Genomic DNA, 17,802 nt, shown 5'->3' with positions numbered 1-17,802 from the left:
GCAGGTCTGTCGTGCCCCCGTCAGCCCTTGCCAATCGCCTTCGCCTTTTCCTCGTCCACCCACCAGAGTGCCTCGACCGGAAAACCGTAGTCGGGCTTCTTCTCCTTGAACCCGAACATATCCCAGTAGGCCACCCGGTGATTCGCCAGATACCAATTTGGAATCCAGTCCTGACGTGCGCGCAAGACCCGGTCGAGCACACGCATGGCCGTTGTCAGTTCAGCCCGGCTTTTTGCCTTGCCGACAAGGTCGATCAGGGCATCGATAGCGGGGCTCTCGGTTCCGGGAAGATTGCGTGACCCCGATGCCGAAGCGGCGACGGAGGAGAAGTAATGTTCCATCTCCTCCCGCGTCGGCGAGGCGCTGAAGGAGGCGGCCATCATCACCATGTCGAAATCGAAATTCGCCTGACGAAGCTGGTACTGAGCCGGATCGACGAGGCGGATCGAAGCGTCGATGCCGATGGCGCGCATGTTGTCGACGAAGGGCGTGCTTACCCGTTCCAGCGCGGGATCGTTGACCAGAAGCTCGATGGTCAGCCGCTCGCCCTTGTCGTTGGCAAGGGATTCGCCCTTGCGCGTCCAGCCAGCCTCTTTCAGCAGTCCGAGCGCCTTGCGCAGGAGCTTGCGGTCGCGCCCGGAGCCGTCGGAAACCGGCTGCACGACCGCGTCGCCGAAAGCAGCGTCGGGAATCTGGCCGCGGAATTTTTCGAGGACGGCCATTTCGTCGGGGGAGGGCTTCCCGCTCGCCTTGAAATCGGACTTTTCGAAAAGCGATTGCGAGCGATCATAGGAGCCATAGAAAAGATTACGCTGCGTCCATTCGAAGTCGAAGCAGTTGCCGATAGCGAAACGCACGCGCGGATCCTTGAAGCGCTCGCGCCGTTGGTTCAGCGCCCAGGCCTGAAGCGAGGGCTGTGATTCCGCTGGGAAGGTCCGCTTGACGACCTTGCCTTCCTTGATCGCCGGAAAATCGTATTCCGTCGCCCATGTCTTCGAGGTGAATTCCTCGCGGTATACGATCCTGCCCTTCTTGAAGGCTTCGAAGCCGGCCTGCCGCTCACGATAGAACTCGATCCGGATGACATCGAAATGATGCAGGCCACGATTGACCGGGAGATCGCGCGCCCAGTAATCGTCGCGTCGCTCATACTCGATATACTGCCCGGCGCCGAACCTGCCGACCTTGTAAGGGCCGGAGCCGAGCGGAGGGTTCAACTGCGAGCCGTCGAACGGGTTCTTCTCGAAGAAGGCCTTGGAGATGATCGGATATTCGGCAAGACCAAGGATGGTGCGGTCCGATTGTTTCCCTGAAAAGACCAGCCGGAAGACATGGTCCTCCACGGCGATGAAATCCACCGCTTCCCTGAGAGGAAGAAGCAGGCTCGGATGACCCTTCTCCTTGAAGAGCCTGTAGGTGTATGCGACGTCTTCGGCCGTGAGCGGTGAACCGTCGGAGAATTTCGCTTCGGGCCTTAATTTGAAATCGAAACTGTTGCGGTCGTCCGAGATGGTCACGCTTTCGGCAATGAGGCCATAGAGCGCGTCCGGCTCGTCGAGCGCACGTACCATTAGCTGATCGAAGCACATCTCCATGCGCGGCGGGGCGTCGCTCGCGCGAACGAAAGTGTTGAGGGTGTTGAAGGTGCTGACGTTCTGGTTAAAGGCCCAGTTGGGCGGCGGAAAATTGAATGTCCCTCCCGTCGGCGCGTCCGGGCTGGCGTAGTCGAAATGGGTGAAATCCGGTGCGTATTTCAGGTCGCCGAAGGCGGAGAGCCCGTGCAGTGCCTTGCCGGACGCCGGCTGGGCAGCGCTTCGCTGCGGCAGAAGCGGAAGTGCTGCCGCCGCTCCGCATAATCCGAGGAACCGCCGACGCGGCCAGCGCTCCATCAGTCCTTGCTCTTGTATTTCCTGGTAAGCGCCTCGGCCTTCGCCTCGTCCACCCACCAGGAATCGAAATCGACGCCGATATAGCCAGGCTGCTTCTCGGGAATGCCGAACTTGTTCCAATAGGCGACGCGCAGCCCGGGCGCATACCATTGCGGGACGACGTAGAAGTTCCATAAAAGCACCCGGTCGAGCGCTCGCGTGGCGGCGACGAGATCGTCGCGGTCCTTGGTGAAGATCACTCGGTCGACCAGCTTGTCGATGGCCGGGTTCTTGATGCCCATCAGATTGCGCGATCCCGGTGCGTCCGCCGCCTTCGACGACCAGAAATCGCGCTGCTCGTTGCCGGGCGATTCGGACTGCATCATCACCGTCGTCACCATGTCGAAATCGAAACTGCGCACGCGGTTGATGTATTGGCTGACATCGATAATACGCAGGCTGGCGTCGATGCCGAGTTTGCGCAGATTGGCGATGAACGGACCGACCACGCGCTCGTCGGAAGGGTCGTTGCCGAGGAAGACGATCGTAAAGCGCTCCCCCTTGTCATTGACCAGCGTGCGCCCTTTGGCCTGCCAGCCGGCTTCCTTGAGGAGTTCGAAAGCCTGGCGGAGATTCGTCCGTTCCGATTGCGGCGTGTCGTAGACCGGCAGCTTGAATTCCTTGGTGAAGACCTCCGGAGGTACTTCGTCCTTCACCGCATTCAGGATTTCCAGCTCCTTGCCTTCCGGCAGGCCGCGCGAGGCGAGTTCCGTGCCTTGGAAGTAGGACTGCGTCCGCTTGTATGAGTTGTAGAAAAGCGTCCGGTTCATGTCCTCGAAATCGAAGGCCCAGGTCAGCGCCTCGCGCACCCGCCGGTCCTGGAACTGTGCGCGCCGCATGTTCATGACGAAGCACTGCATGGGCTTACCGGCAGTCGTCTCGTATTCATGCTTTATGACGTCGCCGGCTTTGAAGGCCGGGAAATCGTAGCCGATCGCCCAGCGCTGCGAGCGGTTCTCGACGCGGAAATCATCATAACCGCCCTTGGTGAAGGCTTCCCAGGCGGCGTTCTCGTCACGGAAATAGATGTATTTCTTGCGGTCGAAATTGTTGCGGCCGGCATTGACGCCGAGATCGGCCGCCCAATAGTCCTTGACGCGTTCCCACACGATCTCCGAGCCGGCGCGGAAGCTTCCGATCCTGTAGGGCCCGGAGCCGAGCGGCGGCTCCAGCGTCGGCGCCATGGCGTCGCGCTTCTTGCCTGAGCCGTCGGTGCCTTCCCACCAATGCTTCGGTAGCACGGCGAGATCGCCCATGATGTGGGGAAGCTCGCGGTTTCCCTTCTGGTTGAAGCGGAATTCGACTTCGCCGTCGCTATTCGCGACCGCTTCCGTGACATTGGCGAAATAGCGGGTGTAGAGCGGGCTGTTGGCTTTCAGGAAATTGAACGACCAGACCACGTCTTCCGCCGTGATCGGCTTGCCGTCGTGCCAGCGCGCCTTGGAGTTCAGCCGGTAGGTGGCCGACGAATAGTCCTCCGGGAATTTGAAGGCCTCGGCTATGAGGGCATGACTGACGCCGGACTCGTCCGTCGCCTGTTTCATGAGCGTGTCGTAGAGATCGCCGCCGAAGGAACCCAGCCCTGCGCCGGGCGTCCCGCGCACGATGAACGGGTTGAAGCTGTCGAAGGTACCGATGGAAACGGAGTGCGTTTCACCGCCCTTCGGCGCGGACGGGTTAACGTAATCATAGTGTGCGAAGGCATCGCCGTATTTCGACGGTCTCACAAGCGACGAGGACGTGCGCCACGCTTCTGTTTCGCCCTCGGCCCCGGCTGCGACCGTACCGGCCGGCAGGAATGCCGCCAGCGTGCCTCCGAGAAATGTCCTGCGCGGGATCTTCATTCCATATCCTTTGGCCGGTTGGCTTGGTCAAAGTTGGGCCGAAACGCGGAAACGGCAAAGCCTGACCGAATGAACCGATATTCTACGGCGGTCGTCAACTCGTACCGTTCAGGAAAGCCGGAACAAAAAAGCCGGGTTGGAACCCGGCTTTGATGTCGCGAAAATTCATCAGCCTATTGCGCGGGGGCCGAGGAACCTTCCGCCGGTTTCGCGGCATTGTCCGCGGGCTTCGCTGCGCCCTCGGCTGGCTTTGCCGCATCTGCCGGCTTGGCAGCATTGTCGGCAGGCTTGGCGCCTTCCGCCGGCTTGGCGGCGTTGTCCGCGGGCTTAGCTCCTTCGACAGGCTTGGCTCCTTCCGCAGGCTTCGCAGCCTCGCCGCCGGCGGCAGCCGGCTTGGCGGCGTCGGGCGAGGGGAGCGGTTCGGGAGTGTCCGCCAGTGTACGCAGATAGGCGATGACGTCGGCGCGCTCGTCGATCTTCGACAAACCGGCGAAGCCCATCGCCGTACCCGGCACCTCGGCCTTCGGCTTGGTGATGAATTCGCTGATGAGCTGGTAATCCCAGTGCTTCTTGCTGCCGTCCGAGAAATCCTTCATCCCGGCCGAGTAGCTGTAGCCCGGATGCGAGGCGATCGGCCGTCCGACCACGCCCCAGAGATTCGGGCCGACCTTGTTGGGGCCGCCCTTGGTGGCGTCGTGGCAGGCCTCGCAGCGCTTGAAGATCGACGCGCCCTTGTCGACATCGGCCTTGGCGAGAAGCGGCGCGATCGGCGCCTTGGCGGGATTTTCCTTCTTCTCGGTTCCTCCGGCGGCAGGCGCCTCCTGCGCTTCTATCGCGAAGCCGGGCTTTTCCGGATTGGGCGAATAGAACAGGGAATCCGAAACGAGGGAGATCGTGAAGACGACGAAGACCGTTCCGAGGAGTGCGCCGATGATCTTGTTGTATTCAAAAGAGTCCATACGCCCCTAAGGCTCCATATTTCGCGGCCTGTGCGGAAAAGAGGCCGGTCCGCTTCGCCGGCCTTCCCGAATTCCCCTCCGGAGCCGTCCAAATCGCGCGGAAAACTAGGTCTTTTGCTTCCCCGTTGCAACACCTATAAGGGCGCTTTCGAGTGAGACGTTTTGCCACTTTGCCGGCACCCGTGTCAGGGGAATTTTGTCGCTTTCATGTCTGTTCTCATCCTCATTCCAGCCCGCATGGCGTCGACAAGGCTGCCCGGAAAGCCACTGGCCGATATCGCCGGCGAGCCCATGATCGTCCATGTCGCCCGTCGCGCCGCCGAAAGCGGAATGGGTCGCGTCGTCGTGGCGACCGATACGGCGGCGGTCGTCGATGCGGTCGCCCGGCACGGCTTCGAGGCGGTGATGACGCGCGCCGACCACCAGTCGGGTTCCGACCGTATCCACGAGGCGTTGGCGGCGCTCGATCCCGCCGGCAAGGTGGAGACGATCATCAACGTCCAGGGCGATCTGCCGACCATCGAGCCGGAGGCGATCATCGCCTCCGCCGCGCCGCTCGCCGACTTGCAGGTCGATATCGCCACGCTCGGGGTCGAGATCGTGCGCGAGGAAGAGAAGACCAATCCCAACGTCGTCAAGATCGTCGGTTCGCCAGTATCCTCCGGCAGGCTGAGGGCGCTTTATTTCACCCGCGCCACCGCCCCTTGGGGCGAGGGGCCGCTCTACCACCATATCGGGCTCTACGCCTATCGTCGCGCAGCACTCGAGCGCTTCGTGTCGCTGCCGCCTTCGCCGCTGGAGAAGCGCGAGCGGCTGGAGCAGCTTCGCGCGCTGGAAGCCGGCATGCGCATAGACGCCAGCGTCGTGGCGACGGTGCCGCTCGGCGTCGACACGCCGGACGACCTCGAGCGCGCCCGCGAAATACTTTCTTCCTCCCAAGGGTCCTGAACCATGCCTGAAAAGACCAACCTCATCGCCTTCCAGGGCGAGCCCGGCGCCAATTCCGACACGGCCTGCCGCGACATGTACCCGTCGATGGAGCCGCTGCCCTGTCCGACCTTCGAGGACGCCTTCGTCGCGGTCGAGAGCGGCAAGGCGGATCTCGCCATGATCCCGATCGAGAACACGATCGCCGGCCGCGTCGCCGACATCCACCACCTCCTGCCGGTGTCGCGGCTGCACATCGTCGCCGAATATTTCCTGCCGATCCATTTCCAGTTGATGGTTCTGCCGGGGGCGAAATTCGAGGGGATCAAGGCCGTCTACAGCCATATCCACGCGCTCGGCCAGTGCCGCAAGGTGATTCGCAAACATCGCTGGAAGCCGGTGGTGGCGGGCGATACGGCGGGTGCCGCGCGCCTCGTCTCCGAGGAGGGCAATCCGGCGAACGCCGCGCTCGCGCCCAGCCTCGCCGCCGAGCTCTATCATCTCGACATCGTCGCCGAGAACGTCGAGGACACCGACAACAACGTCACCCGCTTCGTGGTCCTGTCGAAGGAGAAGCATTGGGCAGTGCGCACCGATCCGGCCGAGAGGATGATGACGACCTTCGTCTACCGCGTGCGCAACGTCCCGGCCGCGCTCTACAAGGCGATGGGAGGCTTTGCCACCAACGGCGTCAACATGACCAAGCTCGAAAGCTACCAACTTGGCGGCAAGTTCTTCTCCACCCAGTTCTACGCCGACATCGAGGGTCATCCCGATGATCCGAACGTGGCGCTGGCGCTGGAGGAACTCGGCTTCTTCTCGCGCGAAGTGCGCATCCTTGGCGTCTACGCCGCGCACCCCTTCCGCGCCACCCAGAGCGAGGACGACTGAGAAGAGCCGTGACGCCGGGCTGCAAACGGCGCTCGTCTGCGCTCCGGTACTCGCCGAGCACCGTTTTCGCTTCGGCCTGACGGCTTTTCAAACCTCCACTGAAATTCCCTTCTTGCCACACAAGAATATTTTTGTGTGGCAAGAAGCTCGGCGGTCCCTTGAAGCCGTGCGGCTTGCCCTCAGTCTTCCTCCGCCCAGGTGCGGATCAGATGGCTGGCGATGGCGCCGGGCGGTGGAATGGTGATATCGGCCTCGTGATTTCCGGCGATGATGGCGCGGACTTCCTCGCGCGTGAACCAGCGGCAATCCTCCAGTTCGTTGAGATCGGCGTGGATATCCTCGCTCAGCGCCTCGCCGTAGCAGCCGATCATCAGCGAATGGGGAAAGGGCCAGGGCTGGCTCGCCTGGTAGACGACCCGGCCGAGCCTGATCCCTGCCTCCTCCAGCGTCTCGCGCCGCACCGCGTTCTCGATCGTCTCGCCGGGCTCGATGAAGCCGGCGAGGCAGGAATACATTCCGGGCGCGAAACGCGGGCTGCGCCCGAGCAGGCATTTCTCGCCGCTCACCGTCAGCATGATCGCTACCGGATCGGTGCGTGGAAAATGCTCGGTGCCGCAATTCGGGCAGACACGGCGGTAACCGCCATGGCTCATCTCGCTCTCATGTCCGCATTTGGAGCAGAAGCGATGGCTGGAATGCCAGGCAAGCAGCGAGACGCCCTGCGCCATCGCGCCGAGATCGGAAAGTGCGATCAGGCCCTGCACATAGACCGAGCGATAATCGATCGCCTTGACTGTAAGAGGCAGATCGTCCGGCTCTACGCCGGCGGGTACGACGATCCTCGGCCCCGTAGCGTCGAAGCCGAGCAAAACTGCATGATCGAGCTGAGCCTTGAACGCGACGCTTTCCGCCGGCGTGAAATGCGGGTCGAACAGGCCGTCTTTCAGCTTGAGATAGGCACGCCCGCCATTGACCAGCATCAGCCGCGCCTCCGGATGCGTAAGCGCTTTGACCAGGCTTTCCTCGTCGCGGTTTTCCGACTGCCGGTCGAGGTCGTTGCCGGCAAAGCCGACGAACTGGCTGGGTTCGCGCAAGGGCGCGTCGAAGAGGCGGAACGGCATGGGCAGATCCAGTCGCGATGGTCTATCGTTGGGGGGAAAGCGCCGAGGCGATGCGGTCGGCGAATTGGTGGGCGTCCTCGCGCCGATAGGGTTCACGCTCGCCATGGCCCCAGACCGGGCCCGGCCAGTTGGCGTCGCCTTCGAAGCGGGCAATGACGTGCACATGAAGCTGGCGTACGATGTTGCCGAGCGCCCCGGTATTGATCTTTGTGCAGCCTGTCACGTTCTTCAGCGTCTCGGCGACCATGTTGGTCTCGAAGGCGAGCAGCGCCTGGTCGAGCGGCGTCATGTCGTGCACCTCGGCCGCGCCTGGCCGCTGCGGCACCAGCACCAGCCACGGCCAACGACGGTCGTCCATGAGGCGGAGTTCGCACAACCCCAGCCACATCACATGCCTCGTATCGGCTTCGAGCCTTCGATCGAGTTCGAAGCCGGCCGTCTTGACCCCCATCATCGGCGTTTCCCATCTTCGAGTGGAGGCTAGAATGGGCGCGTTCGGCCTGCAAGCAGTTCATTGAGCATTTTGCGCCGTCTTTGACGAAAGGAGCTGTCCGCATCTGTCATTGCACATGCTTCACCCTCAACCACTCCGCCCTTGCATTTCCGTTCCCTTTCCCCGATATGAACCGCGGGAGGTTGGTGGTGGACGAGCCACTCGCCAACCGGGTCAGGTCCGGAAGGAAGCAGCCCTAACGAGCCACGGCACGGGTCATCGTGCCAGCCTCCCACCTTCTTTCGGTTCGCCGGGCCGCTTCCAATTTAGCCGGGTCCGGCATTGACGCCGGCCCGCGCGACGGGCGACAGTGAAGGTGTCCCGGCGGGCGCCGGGCCGACTCAGCCATTCGGGAGCGAAGCGCGCTTATGAGCGAGGCCGGACAGACGGCGTCCGACGACAAGGGGACTGCCACCGAAGGTATGCCTGAGGCGAAGGCCGGCCCCTACCGAGTGCTGGCGCGCAAATATCGTCCGCGCGATTTCTCCGACCTGATCGGCCAGGAGCCGATGGTGCGCACGCTGACCAACGCCTTCAGGACGGGGCGGATCGCGCAGGCATGGATGCTGACCGGGGTGCGCGGCGTCGGCAAGACGACCACGGCCCGCATCCTGGCCCGCGCCTTGAACTACAAGACCGCGACCGTGAACGAGCCGTCGATCGCCTTTCCCGAGCCCGGCGAGCATTGCCAGGCGATCATGGAAGGCCGCCATGTCGACGTGATCGAGATGGACGCGGCATCCCATACCGGCATCGACGACATTCGCGAGATCATCGAGCAGGTGCGCTACGCGCCGGTCGCCGCGCGCTACAAGGTCTATATCATCGACGAAGTGCACATGCTCTCCACCCAGGCCTTCAACGGGCTGTTGAAGACGCTGGAGGAGCCGCCGCCGCATGTGAAATTCATCTTCGCCACCACCGAGATCCGCAAGGTGCCGATCACGGTACTGTCGCGCTGCCAGCGCTTCGATCTGCGCCGCGTCGATGCCGGCGTTTTGACCGCGCATCTGGAGAAGATCGCTGGGCTGGAGGGCGTCAACGTCGATCCTTCGGCGCTCGCCATGGTCGCGCGCGCGGCGGAGGGCTCGGTTCGCGACGCGCTCTCCATTCTCGACCAGGCCATCGCGCATGGCGAGGGCGGCGTCACGGCCGAGGAAGTTCGCGGCATGCTCGGCCTGTCGGATCGGGCGCGCGTGGTCGATCTGTTCGAACTCCTGATGAAGGGCGACGTGGCGGGCGCGTTGAACGAGTTCCGCGCGCAATATGACGCCGGCGCCGATCCGGCCGTCGTATTGACCGACCTCGCCGAATTCACGCATCTGGTCACCCGGCTGCGCTTCGTACCGGAAGCCGCCCGCGATGCCTCGCTGACCGAGGACGAGCGGACGCGCGGTGCCGCCTTCGCCGAGAAGCTCCCGGTGAGGGTACTTTCGCGCGCCTGGCAGATGCTCTTGAAAGGTATTGGCGAGACCGAGGGCGCCGCTCGTCCGGCAAGTGCTGCCGAGATGGTGCTGATCCGCATCGCGCATGCCGCGACGCTGCCGACGCTGGACGAGGCGCTGAAGGCGCTGGACGGCGCCGGCGCGATGCCATCCGGCGGAAACGGCGCACCGCGTCCTTCCGCGTCTCCATCGCCCCAAGGGGGGCCATCGGGCTCGCCGGCAGGCATGTCTCCGAACATGGCCCCCAGCGCGATCGCTTCCTCGCGCATGCCGACGGGTGGTGGCGGGCAGACCATGCGGCTGGTGGAACGGCAGACCGAAGCAGAACCGCAGGCGGTCGCGCCGCAATCGGCCCTCCCGCAACAGGCTATCGAACAGGAGGCGGCGCCTTCCGTCCGCGTCCAGTCGCTCGCCGATATCGCTTCTCTGGCCGACGCCGAGCGCGACATGGCCTTCAAGGTGCTGGTGAAGCGCTGCGTGCGGCTGGTGCGGCTCGACCCTGGCCGGCTCGACATTTCGCTGACCGCCGACGCGCCGAAGACCCTTGCTGGCGATCTGAACGCCCGCCTGCGCCGATGGACCGGCCGCAACTGGCTGGTCACCGTCTCGCGCGAGGAGGGCGGGCCGACGCTTGCCGAACAGGAAGCATCGCGGCGTGAAAGCGCCCTCATGGATGCGCGCGCCGACCCCAATGTCGCGGCGATCCTCGCCCGTTTCCCGGGCGCGAAGATCGTCGACGTGCGGCTGCCGGACGCCGCGGCTACGGTCGATGCGGGCGATCTCCCGGTTGATGCCGTGCCGGACGACATCGAACAAGACGAAACCGATGAAAATGACGAGGATTGAAGAACGGAGATGGCCATGAAGGATCTGATGGGCCTGATGGGCAAGGCCAAGGAAATGCAGGCCAAGTTCGAGGCCATGCAGCAGGAGGTCGCCTCCATCGAAGCGACCGGCCAGGCCGGCGGCGGCATGGTCTCCGTCACCTTGTCGGGCAAGATGGAGATGAAGGCGCTGAAGATCGACCCTTCGCTCTTCAAGGAGGACGAAGTCGAGATCCTCGAGGACTTGATCCTCGCCGCCCACAACGACGCCAAGGCCAAGGTCGAGGCTGTGCTGCAGGAAAAGACGCGCGAGATGACGGCCGGGTTGCCGATCCCGCCGGGGATGAAATTGCCGTTCTGAGGGAAGCAGGCGGGGATTGGAGGGAGACGAACTCGCGCCGATTCTTCCCTACTCGCTATTCACTATTCGCTCTATAAGCCGCCATGCCCCAGCGAATCGCCGGCCCCGAGATCGAACGCCTGATCCAACTCCTCGCCAAGGTGCCGGGGCTGGGACCGCGCTCGGCGCGCCGCGCCGCGCTGCATCTGATCAAGAAGAAGGAACAGTTGCTGGGACCGCTCGCGTCGGCCATGGCCGAGGCGGTGGACAAGGTCCGCGTCTGCTCCGTCTGCGGCAATGTCGATACGGCTGATCCGTGCAATGTCTGCACCGATCCGCGCCGCGACGACGCAACCCTGATCGTCGTCGAGGACGTCTCCGATCTGTGGGCGCTGGAGCGCGCCGGTGCCATGAACGCCCGCTTCCATGTGCTCGGCGGCACGCTCTCGCCCCTCGACGGCATCGGGCCGGACGATCTCAATCTGAAATCGCTGGTGAGCCGCGTCGCCGCCGGCGGCGTCAAAGAGGTGATCCTCGCCGTCAACGCGACCGTCGAGGGCCAGACCACCGCGCACTACATCACCGACCAGCTTTCCGGTCTCGGCGTGAAGCTGACACGGCTTGCGCATGGCGTGCCGGTCGGCGGCGAACTCGACTATCTCGACGAGGGCACGCTGGCCGCCGCGCTGAAATCGCGGACGGTGTTTTGATGGGCGGAGGCGAAGGGGTATTCGCGGACAAGCCGGCGCCCTTTCGCACCCCCCTCTGTCCTGCCGGACATCTCCCCCTCAAGGGGGGAGATCGGCTGTTTCTAGCTTGCCGCCTCACGTCCGACGTTGGAGATTGGCGGAAGCAGAGCGGCCGGCCGATCTCTCCCCTTGAGGGGGAGATGTCCGGCAGGACAGAGGGGGGTGCGAAAGGGTGGCGGGGCTTCCTGTCCGGGCTCCGCTTCATCTTGTTACTGGTTGCGGCTTTTTTCCCTCCCATGATTATCGGCACCGCCCACGCCGCCGATCACGCAGCCGTGGAAAAGCAGTTCCGCTCCTGGCTCGCTGACGACCTCTGGCCGGATGCGGCGAAGCTTGGCGTTTCGCAGGCAACCTTCGACGCTGCCTTCAAGGGCGTCACGCTCAACTGGGGCCTGCCGGACCTCGTCCCACCCGGCGAGAAGCCGAAAGTACCGAAGGCGCAGCACCAGGCCGAGTTCGGCTCGCCTGGAGCGTATTTCGCCGAAGGCGCGATCGGACCGGTCGTTGCCGGCGGCCGCGCTCGGCTCGAGCGCTATGCCAAGACGCTTGAAGCCGTGGAGAAGCGCTATGGCGTGCCGGGCCCTGTTATTCTCGCCGTCTGGGGCCGAGAGACGCATTTCGGTGCAGTGAAGATCCCCTACGACGCCTTCGAGGTGCTCGGCACCAAGGCCTTCATGGCGCGACGCAAGGAGCTTTTCCGCAAGGAAGTGCTGGCGGCGCTCCAGATCGTGGAGAAGGGCTATATCGGCGCCGGCGAAATGAAGAGTTCGTGGGCGGGCGCGCTCGGCCAGCCGCAATTTTTGCCCTCTTCCTATCTTGAGCACGCCGTGGATTTCGATGGCGACGGCAAGCGCGACATCTGGAAATCCGTGCCCGACACGCTTGCCTCCATCGCGCACTACCTCCAGCAATATGGCTGGGTGAGGGGTCGCGGGTGGGGCTACGAGGTCACGGTGCCGGCGTCGGTTTCCTGTTCGCTCGAAGGGCCGGATCGCGGCCACGCCATCGCCGAATGGGCCGCGATGGGCATCGAGCGCGTCAGCGGCAGGCCGTTCCCGGCAGCAGAGCGGAAGGCGACAGGCTTCCTGATGATGCCGGCCGGCCGCTTCGGCCCGGCCTTCATCGTCACGCCGAATTTCTACGTGCTGAAGGAATACAACAACAGCGACCTCTATGCGCTGTTCATCGGCCATGCCGCCGACAGGATGGACGGCGGCGGGAAGGACTTTTCGGCCCCATGGGGCAAAGTCGGCGGCCTCTACCGTTCCGATATCGCCGGCCTGCAGCGCGCGCTCGAGAAGAAGGGCTATGATGTCGGTGGCGCCGACGGCTTCCCCGGCTTCAAGACACGGCGCTCGATCGGTGAGTGGCAGGCGAAGAACGACCGTGCCGCCACCTGCTTCCCGGATAAGACTTTAGTCAAGGAACTTCGCTGATCCGGGCAAGGCGCCGGTGACGGCCTCGCTTGCCGCCCGATATGGCAGCGCTACCGTCTTGGCATATCCGGCAAGCCGTGCAATCATCACCGCTGCTTCAAGGGCGTATGCATTGAGGGGACCGGCCAGCCGGCACCGCCTTCGCCCAACAAAAGAGATGGGAGGAGGTTGCCTGCATGGCAAACGTAGCCATTCGTGAGGTTCGCAAGGCTTACGGGTCGACCGAGGTCATTCACGGCGTCTCGATCGACATTGTGGATGGTGAGTTCGTCGTGCTCGTCGGCCCTTCCGGCTGCGGCAAGTCGACGCTTCTGCGCATGATCGCCGGACTGGAGCAGATCACCGGCGGCCACATCGCCATCGGCGAGCGGGTCGTGAACAATCTGCCGCCGAAAGAGCGCGATATCGCGATGGTGTTCCAGAACTACGCGCTCTACCCGCACATGACCGTGTCGCAGAACATGGCCTTCTCGCTGAAGCTGCGCGGTGCGCCGAAATCCGAGATCGAAGCAAGCGTTCGGCGTGCGGCGGAAATCCTCGGCCTTCTGCCGTTGCTCGAGCGTTATCCACGCCAGCTTTCCGGCGGCCAGCGCCAGCGCGTCGCCATGGGTCGCGCCATCGTGCGCAACCCGCAGGTCTTCCTGTTCGACGAGCCGCTTTCCAACCTGGACGCAAAGCTCCGCGTCGCCATGCGCACCGAAATCAAGGAACTGCACCAGCGCCTGAAGACGACGACCGTCTACGTCACCCACGATCAGGTCGAGGCGATGACCATGGCCGACAAGATCGTCGTCATGCATGACGGCATCGTCGAGCAGATGGGCTCGCCGCTCGACCTCTACGACAATCCCGAGAACATCTTCGTCGCCGGGTTCATCGGATCGCCCGCGATGAATTTCCTGAAAGGCCGCGTCGCCGATGACGGCTCGGCTACCTTCATCGCCGAAGGCGGCGCGGTGTTGCCGCTCGCCTCCGTGCCGGAGGGTGCCGCCGGGCGCGCCGCGGTCTACGGCATCCGTCCCGAGCATATCGGCCTTGCCGACGACGGCGTGCCTGCCGACGTGACCGTCATCGAACCGACGGGCGCCGAAATCCAGGTCTTCGCAAAGATCGGCGATCAGCAGATCACCGCCGTGTTCCGCGAACGCCATCGTTTCGAGCCGGGCGCGACGGTCCGGCTCGCGCCTGAGCGGGATCAGGTCCATCTGTTCGACGCCGAGACCGGCAAGCGTTTAAGCGCCGCCGCGCGGCAAACAACTCAACCCTCGAAGAAACGAGCGAAAAGCGGAGGAAGATGACATGATTTCAAGACGCGATCTGTTGCGCACCGGCGCCGGCCTTGCGGTCGGCGCCGCCGGCCTGCCCATGATCGGCGCTGCAAAAGCACGTGCCCAGGATAAGGTGGAACTGAAGTACAAGCCGGAAGAAGGCGCTTCGCTTCGCGTCACCCGCTGGTCCCCGTTCGTTTCGGGTGACGAGACGGCGTGGCTTGCCAACACCAAGAAATTCACCGAGGCGACCGGCATCGAGGTCCGCATCGACAAGGAAAGCTGGGAGGATATCCGCCCGAAAGCCGCCGTCGCGGCCAATGTCGGCTCCGGGCCGGATATCATGTGGGTCTGGTTCGACGACCCGCAGCAATATCCCGACAAGCTGGCCGATCTCACCGATCTGGCCGACTATCTCGGCGGCAAGTATGGCGGCTGGTATGACGGGCCGAAGTCCTACGCCACCAATGACGGCAAGTTCGTCGGCCTGCCGCTCGCCACGATCGGCAACGCCATGGTTTATCGCAAGAGCATCGTCGAAAAGGCGGGGTTCAGCGAATTCCCCAAGGATACGGAGGGTTTCCTGAAGCTCTGTCAGGCGCTGAAGGAGAAGGGCCTCCCGCAGGCCGGCTTCACGCAGGGCCACGGTGTCGGCGACGGCAACAACTACGCGCACTGGCTCTTATGGAGCCATGGCGGCAAGATGGTGGACGAGAACAACAAGGTCACCATCAACAGCCCGGAGACGCTCGAGGCGATCAAATACGCCACGGAGCTCTACAAGACCTTCATCCCGGGCACGGAAAGCTGGCTCGACGTGAACAACAACCGCGCCTTCTTGGCCGGGCAGGTCTCGGTCATCGCCAATGGCGTTTCCGCCTATTACGCGGCGAAGAACGACCCGAAGATGGCCGAACTCGCCAAGGATATCGGTACGACCAACCTTCCCGTCGGTAAGAGCGGCAAGGATATCGAACTACATCAGGTAACCAGCATGGTCCTGTTCAAATATTCGAAATATCCGAACGCCGCGAAAGCCTATCTCCAGTTCATGTTCGAGAAGCCGCAGATGGACGAGTGGATCAAGGGATCCAGCGCCTATTGCTGCCAGACGTTGAAGGCCTATGCCGACAACCCGATCTGGACGGCCGATCCCGCCTTCGCCCCCTATGCAAAGGCCTCGGAGACGCTGCGCACGAACGGCTATGCGGGCAAGCTTGGCCCGGCGTCCGCCGCGGTGATGGCGGACTACGTGCTGGTCGACATGTTCGCCGAGGCTTGCACGGGCCAGCAGTCGCCGGAAGGTGCCGCGGCGCGCGCGGAGAAGCGCGCCAAGCGCTACTACGAGGCTTGAGGCGAACCTGAAGCCGACGTTCCCGCCGGGATGTCGGAAGAAGTCGAGGCGGCCGTGCTCGCGCGGCCGCCGGCTGGCAGCGTGTCTCCCGAAAGCGGGTACGGTTTCGGGATAAGGGCATGCGCAAGATCAGGAAGCTGAAGCGCACGGAGCGAATCCGTAGGATCGCGACGCGCTTCAGCGCCATTCGAGACGTGACCGCGCCGGGCCGACGCCGGGAAGTCCAATAGAGAAGGCCAACAGGGAAGGGTCGTATGAGCGAAGCCGCACCGATGACGCTGCCGGCAAGCGGACAGGATTCGCGCGGATGGATGGCGCGGCTGCGCGACAGCCGCCTCCTGCTGGGGATGGTTTTCCTTTTCCCGGCGGCGGTGATCCTGCTTGTTTTTCTGACCTATCCGCTGGGTCTCGGCATATGGCTCGGCTTTACGGACACGCAGATCGGCCGGCCGGGCATCTTCATCGGCCTGGAAAACTATGAAAGCCTCTGGAACGACAGCGTCTTCTGGCTCTCGGTCTTCAACACCATCCTCTACACCGTCGTCGCCTCGGTAGTGAAATTCGCGCTCGGCCTGTGGCTGGCGCTGATCCTCAACGAAAGGCTGCCCTTCAAATCGTTTTTCCGCGCCATCGTGCTCTTGCCCTGGGTGGTGCCGACGGTGCTTTCGGCCATTGCATTCTGGTGGATCTACGACGCCCAGTTCTCGATCGTCTCATGGTCGCTGATAAAGCTCGGCCTGATAGACCACCCGATCAATTTCCTGGGCGACCCGACGCTTGCGCGGGCCTCGGTCATCGCGGCCAATATCTGGCGCGGAATACCCTTTGTCGCCATCACCCTTCTTGCCGGATTGCAGACCATCTCGCCCTCGCTCTACGAGGCGGCGACGCTCGACGGCGCTACCGGATGGCAGCGCTTCTGGCATGTGACGCTGCCGATGCTCACCCCGATCATCGCGGTGGTCATGACCTTTTCGGTGCTCTTCACCTTCACCGATTTCCAGTTGATCTACGTGCTTACGCGTGGCGGACCGGTGAACGCTACGCATCTGATGGCCACCCTTTCTTTCCAGCGCGCCATACCCGGCGGCCATCTGGGCGAGGGCGCCGCGATCGCGGTCGCCATGATCCCGTTCCTGCTGGCGGCGATCCTGTTCAGCTATTTCGGCATGCAGCGGCGGCGCTGGCAGCAGGGAGGGCGCGACTGATGGCGGATACCGCTACGACGGCCCCTCGCGGCGACGAAGGCGGGATGGGCTATCTGACGAGCCTGCCGAGGCGGCTTGTCGTCATCTACTTGCCGCTTGCCGTGTTCGTCTTCGTGCTTCTGTTCCCGTTCTACTGGATGACGATCACCGCCATCAAGCCGAACGACGAACTCACCGACTACAAGCATTTCAGCCCGTTCTGGGTGGTGAAGCCGACGCTCGAACACATCCGCTATCTGCTCTTCGAGACGTCCTATCCCGCCTGGCTGTGGAACACGATGTACATCGCGGTCGCCGCTACGGTCATTTCGATCGTGGTGTCGGTGCTGGCGGCCTACGCGATCGAGCGGTTGCGCTTTTCCGGCTCGCGTTATGTCGGGCTTGGCATATTCCTCGCCTATCTGGTGCCGCCCTCGATCCTGTTCATCCCGTTGGCGCTGATGGTCTTCAAGCTCGGCCTCTACGATTCGAAATGGGCGCTGATCCTCACCTATCCGACCTTCCTCGTGCCCTTCTGCACCTGGCTCCTGATGGGCTATTTCCGCTCCATCCCCTATGAACTGGAGGAATGCGCGCTGATCGACGGCGCCAGCCGCTGGCAGATATTGGTGAAGATCATCCTGCCCCTGTCGGTTCCGGGTCTGATTTCGGCCGGCATCTTCGCCTTCACGCTTTCATGGAACGAATTCATCTACGCGCTGACCTTCATCCAGTCCTCGGAGAACAAGACGGTGCCGGTCGGCGTGCTGACAGAGCTTGTGCGCAGCGACATCTATGAATGGGGGGCTCTGATGGCAGGCGCGCTCTTCGGTTCGCTGCCGGTGGTGATCCTCTATTCCTTCTTCGTGGATCACTACGTCTCCTCGATGACGGGAGCGGTGAAGGAATAGCGCCCGCAGAAACAAAAAAGGGCCCGCCGGGGGAGGAGGTCCGGCAGGCCCGATCTGAAATGCGGCGCGGGAGGAGGTGCACCGCATTCTTGGCCGGCCGCCAGGGAGGAGGAGAGGCGACCGAC

Annotated in this window: 15 protein-coding genes and 1 other RNA gene; 11 read left to right on the top strand and 5 right to left on the bottom strand. The window is 63.4% G+C overall.

Going from position 1 to position 17,802, the window contains the following annotated elements:
• Positions 1-20: 20 nt before the first annotated feature.
• The 3 genes from RBH77_RS23800 to RBH77_RS23790 form a co-directional block, all read right to left on the bottom strand.
• Complete coding sequence (locus RBH77_RS23800; RefSeq protein ID WP_311030048.1) at positions 21-1,889, bottom strand: extracellular solute-binding protein; 1,869 nt, start codon at positions 1,887-1,889, stop codon at positions 21-23.
• Entirely contained in the window at positions 1,889-3,772 is a 1,884-nt protein-coding gene (locus tag RBH77_RS23795) for an extracellular solute-binding protein (RefSeq protein ID WP_311030047.1), read from the bottom strand. Before RBH77_RS23795 ends, RBH77_RS23800 begins: the two co-directional genes overlap by 1 nt.
• A 173-nt stretch (positions 3,773-3,945) precedes the next feature.
• A complete protein-coding gene (locus tag RBH77_RS23790) occupies positions 3,946-4,731 on the bottom strand; it encodes a c-type cytochrome (protein WP_311030046.1) in 786 nt (261 codons plus the stop codon).
• Between the two features lie 207 nt (positions 4,732-4,938).
• Between RBH77_RS23790 and RBH77_RS23785 the strand changes: the two genes are divergently transcribed.
• Positions 4,939-5,679, top strand: coding sequence for a 3-deoxy-manno-octulosonate cytidylyltransferase (locus tag RBH77_RS23785; RefSeq protein ID WP_311030045.1), 741 nt, complete (start codon positions 4,939-4,941; stop codon positions 5,677-5,679).
• 3 nt (positions 5,680-5,682) lie between these two features.
• The gene (locus RBH77_RS23780) at positions 5,683-6,549 is read left to right on the top strand and encodes a prephenate dehydratase (protein WP_311030044.1); all 867 of its coding nucleotides are present in this window, start codon (positions 5,683-5,685) and stop codon (positions 6,547-6,549) included.
• Positions 6,550-6,728: 179 nt separating this feature from the next.
• On the opposite strand, the gene nudC is transcribed toward RBH77_RS23780, so the two are convergent.
• Positions 6,729-7,670, bottom strand: a complete 942-nt coding sequence (nudC, locus tag RBH77_RS23775) for an NAD(+) diphosphatase (RefSeq protein ID WP_311030043.1) — start codon at positions 7,668-7,670, stop codon at positions 6,729-6,731.
• Between the two features lie 22 nt (positions 7,671-7,692).
• On the bottom strand, positions 7,693-8,124 hold the full coding sequence (locus RBH77_RS23770; RefSeq protein ID WP_311030042.1) for an HIT domain-containing protein: 432 nt from the start codon (positions 8,122-8,124) through the stop codon (positions 7,693-7,695).
• Between the two features lie 177 nt (positions 8,125-8,301).
• On the opposite strand from RBH77_RS23770, the gene ffs reads away from it, so the two are divergent.
• The 9 genes from ffs to RBH77_RS23725 all read left to right on the top strand — a co-directional run bounded on the left by ffs (position 8,302) and on the right by RBH77_RS23725 (position 17,677).
• Positions 8,302-8,399: signal recognition particle sRNA small type (ffs, locus tag RBH77_RS23765), an RNA gene on the top strand.
• A 132-nt stretch (positions 8,400-8,531) separates the two neighbouring features.
• Positions 8,532-10,454, top strand: a complete 1,923-nt coding sequence (locus RBH77_RS23760) for a DNA polymerase III subunit gamma/tau (protein ID WP_371832815.1) — start codon at positions 8,532-8,534, stop codon at positions 10,452-10,454.
• A gap of 15 nt (positions 10,455-10,469) precedes the next feature.
• Positions 10,470-10,793, top strand: coding sequence for a YbaB/EbfC family nucleoid-associated protein (locus tag RBH77_RS23755; RefSeq protein WP_311030041.1), 324 nt, complete (start codon positions 10,470-10,472; stop codon positions 10,791-10,793).
• A gap of 83 nt (positions 10,794-10,876) precedes the next feature.
• Positions 10,877-11,482, top strand: a complete 606-nt coding sequence (gene recR / locus RBH77_RS23750; RefSeq protein ID WP_311030040.1) for a recombination mediator RecR — start codon at positions 10,877-10,879, stop codon at positions 11,480-11,482.
• Positions 11,483-11,757: 275 nt separating this feature from the next.
• Positions 11,758-12,957: a lytic murein transglycosylase gene (locus RBH77_RS23745; RefSeq protein WP_311030039.1), complete on the top strand. Its 1,200-nt coding sequence runs from the start codon at positions 11,758-11,760 to the stop codon at positions 12,955-12,957.
• A gap of 176 nt (positions 12,958-13,133) precedes the next feature.
• Positions 13,134-14,255, top strand: coding sequence for an ABC transporter ATP-binding protein (locus RBH77_RS23740; RefSeq protein ID WP_311030038.1), 1,122 nt, complete (start codon positions 13,134-13,136; stop codon positions 14,253-14,255).
• A 1-nt stretch (position 14,256) separates the two neighbouring features.
• Positions 14,257-15,579 carry an ABC transporter substrate-binding protein gene (locus RBH77_RS23735; RefSeq protein ID WP_311030037.1) on the top strand — a complete coding sequence of 441 codons (1,323 nt, stop codon included), beginning with the start codon at positions 14,257-14,259 and terminating at the stop codon, positions 15,577-15,579.
• Positions 15,580-15,890: 311 nt separating this feature from the next.
• Complete coding sequence (locus tag RBH77_RS23730) at positions 15,891-16,787, top strand: carbohydrate ABC transporter permease (RefSeq protein ID WP_371832900.1); 897 nt, start codon at positions 15,891-15,893, stop codon at positions 16,785-16,787.
• Positions 16,787-17,677 carry a carbohydrate ABC transporter permease gene (locus tag RBH77_RS23725; protein ID WP_311030036.1) on the top strand — a complete coding sequence of 297 codons (891 nt, stop codon included), beginning with the start codon at positions 16,787-16,789 and terminating at the stop codon, positions 17,675-17,677. The genes RBH77_RS23730 and RBH77_RS23725 overlap by 1 nt, the downstream gene beginning before the upstream one ends.
• The last annotated feature ends 125 nt before the right edge of the window (positions 17,678-17,802 follow it).

This window comes from Mesorhizobium koreense, from assembly GCF_031656215.1.
GTDB classification, from domain to species: Bacteria; Pseudomonadota; Alphaproteobacteria; order Rhizobiales; family Rhizobiaceae; genus Mesorhizobium_L; species Mesorhizobium_L koreense.
This window is presented reverse-complemented; position numbering and strand designations above follow the sequence as displayed.

Coding starts and splice junctions, on each gene's coding strand:
- RBH77_RS23800 (WP_311030048.1), bottom strand. CDS start 1,889: ATGGAGCGCTGGCCGCGTCGGCGGTTCCTCGGATTATGCGGAGCGGCG.
- RBH77_RS23795 (WP_311030047.1), bottom strand. CDS start 3,772: ATGAAGATCCCGCGCAGGACATTTCTCGGAGGCACGCTGGCGGCATTC.
- RBH77_RS23790 (WP_311030046.1), bottom strand. CDS start 4,731: ATGGACTCTTTTGAATACAACAAGATCATCGGCGCACTCCTCGGAACG.
- RBH77_RS23785 (WP_311030045.1), top strand. CDS start 4,939: ATGTCTGTTCTCATCCTCATTCCAGCCCGCATGGCGTCGACAAGGCTG.
- RBH77_RS23780 (WP_311030044.1), top strand. CDS start 5,683: ATGCCTGAAAAGACCAACCTCATCGCCTTCCAGGGCGAGCCCGGCGCC.
- nudC (WP_311030043.1), bottom strand. CDS start 7,670: ATGCCGTTCCGCCTCTTCGACGCGCCCTTGCGCGAACCCAGCCAGTTC.
- RBH77_RS23770 (WP_311030042.1), bottom strand. CDS start 8,124: ATGATGGGGGTCAAGACGGCCGGCTTCGAACTCGATCGAAGGCTCGAA.
- RBH77_RS23760 (WP_371832815.1), top strand. CDS start 8,532: ATGAGCGAGGCCGGACAGACGGCGTCCGACGACAAGGGGACTGCCACC.
- RBH77_RS23755 (WP_311030041.1), top strand. CDS start 10,470: ATGAAGGATCTGATGGGCCTGATGGGCAAGGCCAAGGAAATGCAGGCC.
- recR (WP_311030040.1), top strand. CDS start 10,877: ATGCCCCAGCGAATCGCCGGCCCCGAGATCGAACGCCTGATCCAACTC.
- RBH77_RS23745 (WP_311030039.1), top strand. CDS start 11,758: ATGATTATCGGCACCGCCCACGCCGCCGATCACGCAGCCGTGGAAAAG.
- RBH77_RS23740 (WP_311030038.1), top strand. CDS start 13,134: ATGGCAAACGTAGCCATTCGTGAGGTTCGCAAGGCTTACGGGTCGACC.
- RBH77_RS23735 (WP_311030037.1), top strand. CDS start 14,257: ATGATTTCAAGACGCGATCTGTTGCGCACCGGCGCCGGCCTTGCGGTC.
- RBH77_RS23730 (WP_371832900.1), top strand. CDS start 15,891: ATGGCGCGGCTGCGCGACAGCCGCCTCCTGCTGGGGATGGTTTTCCTT.
- RBH77_RS23725 (WP_311030036.1), top strand. CDS start 16,787: ATGGCGGATACCGCTACGACGGCCCCTCGCGGCGACGAAGGCGGGATG.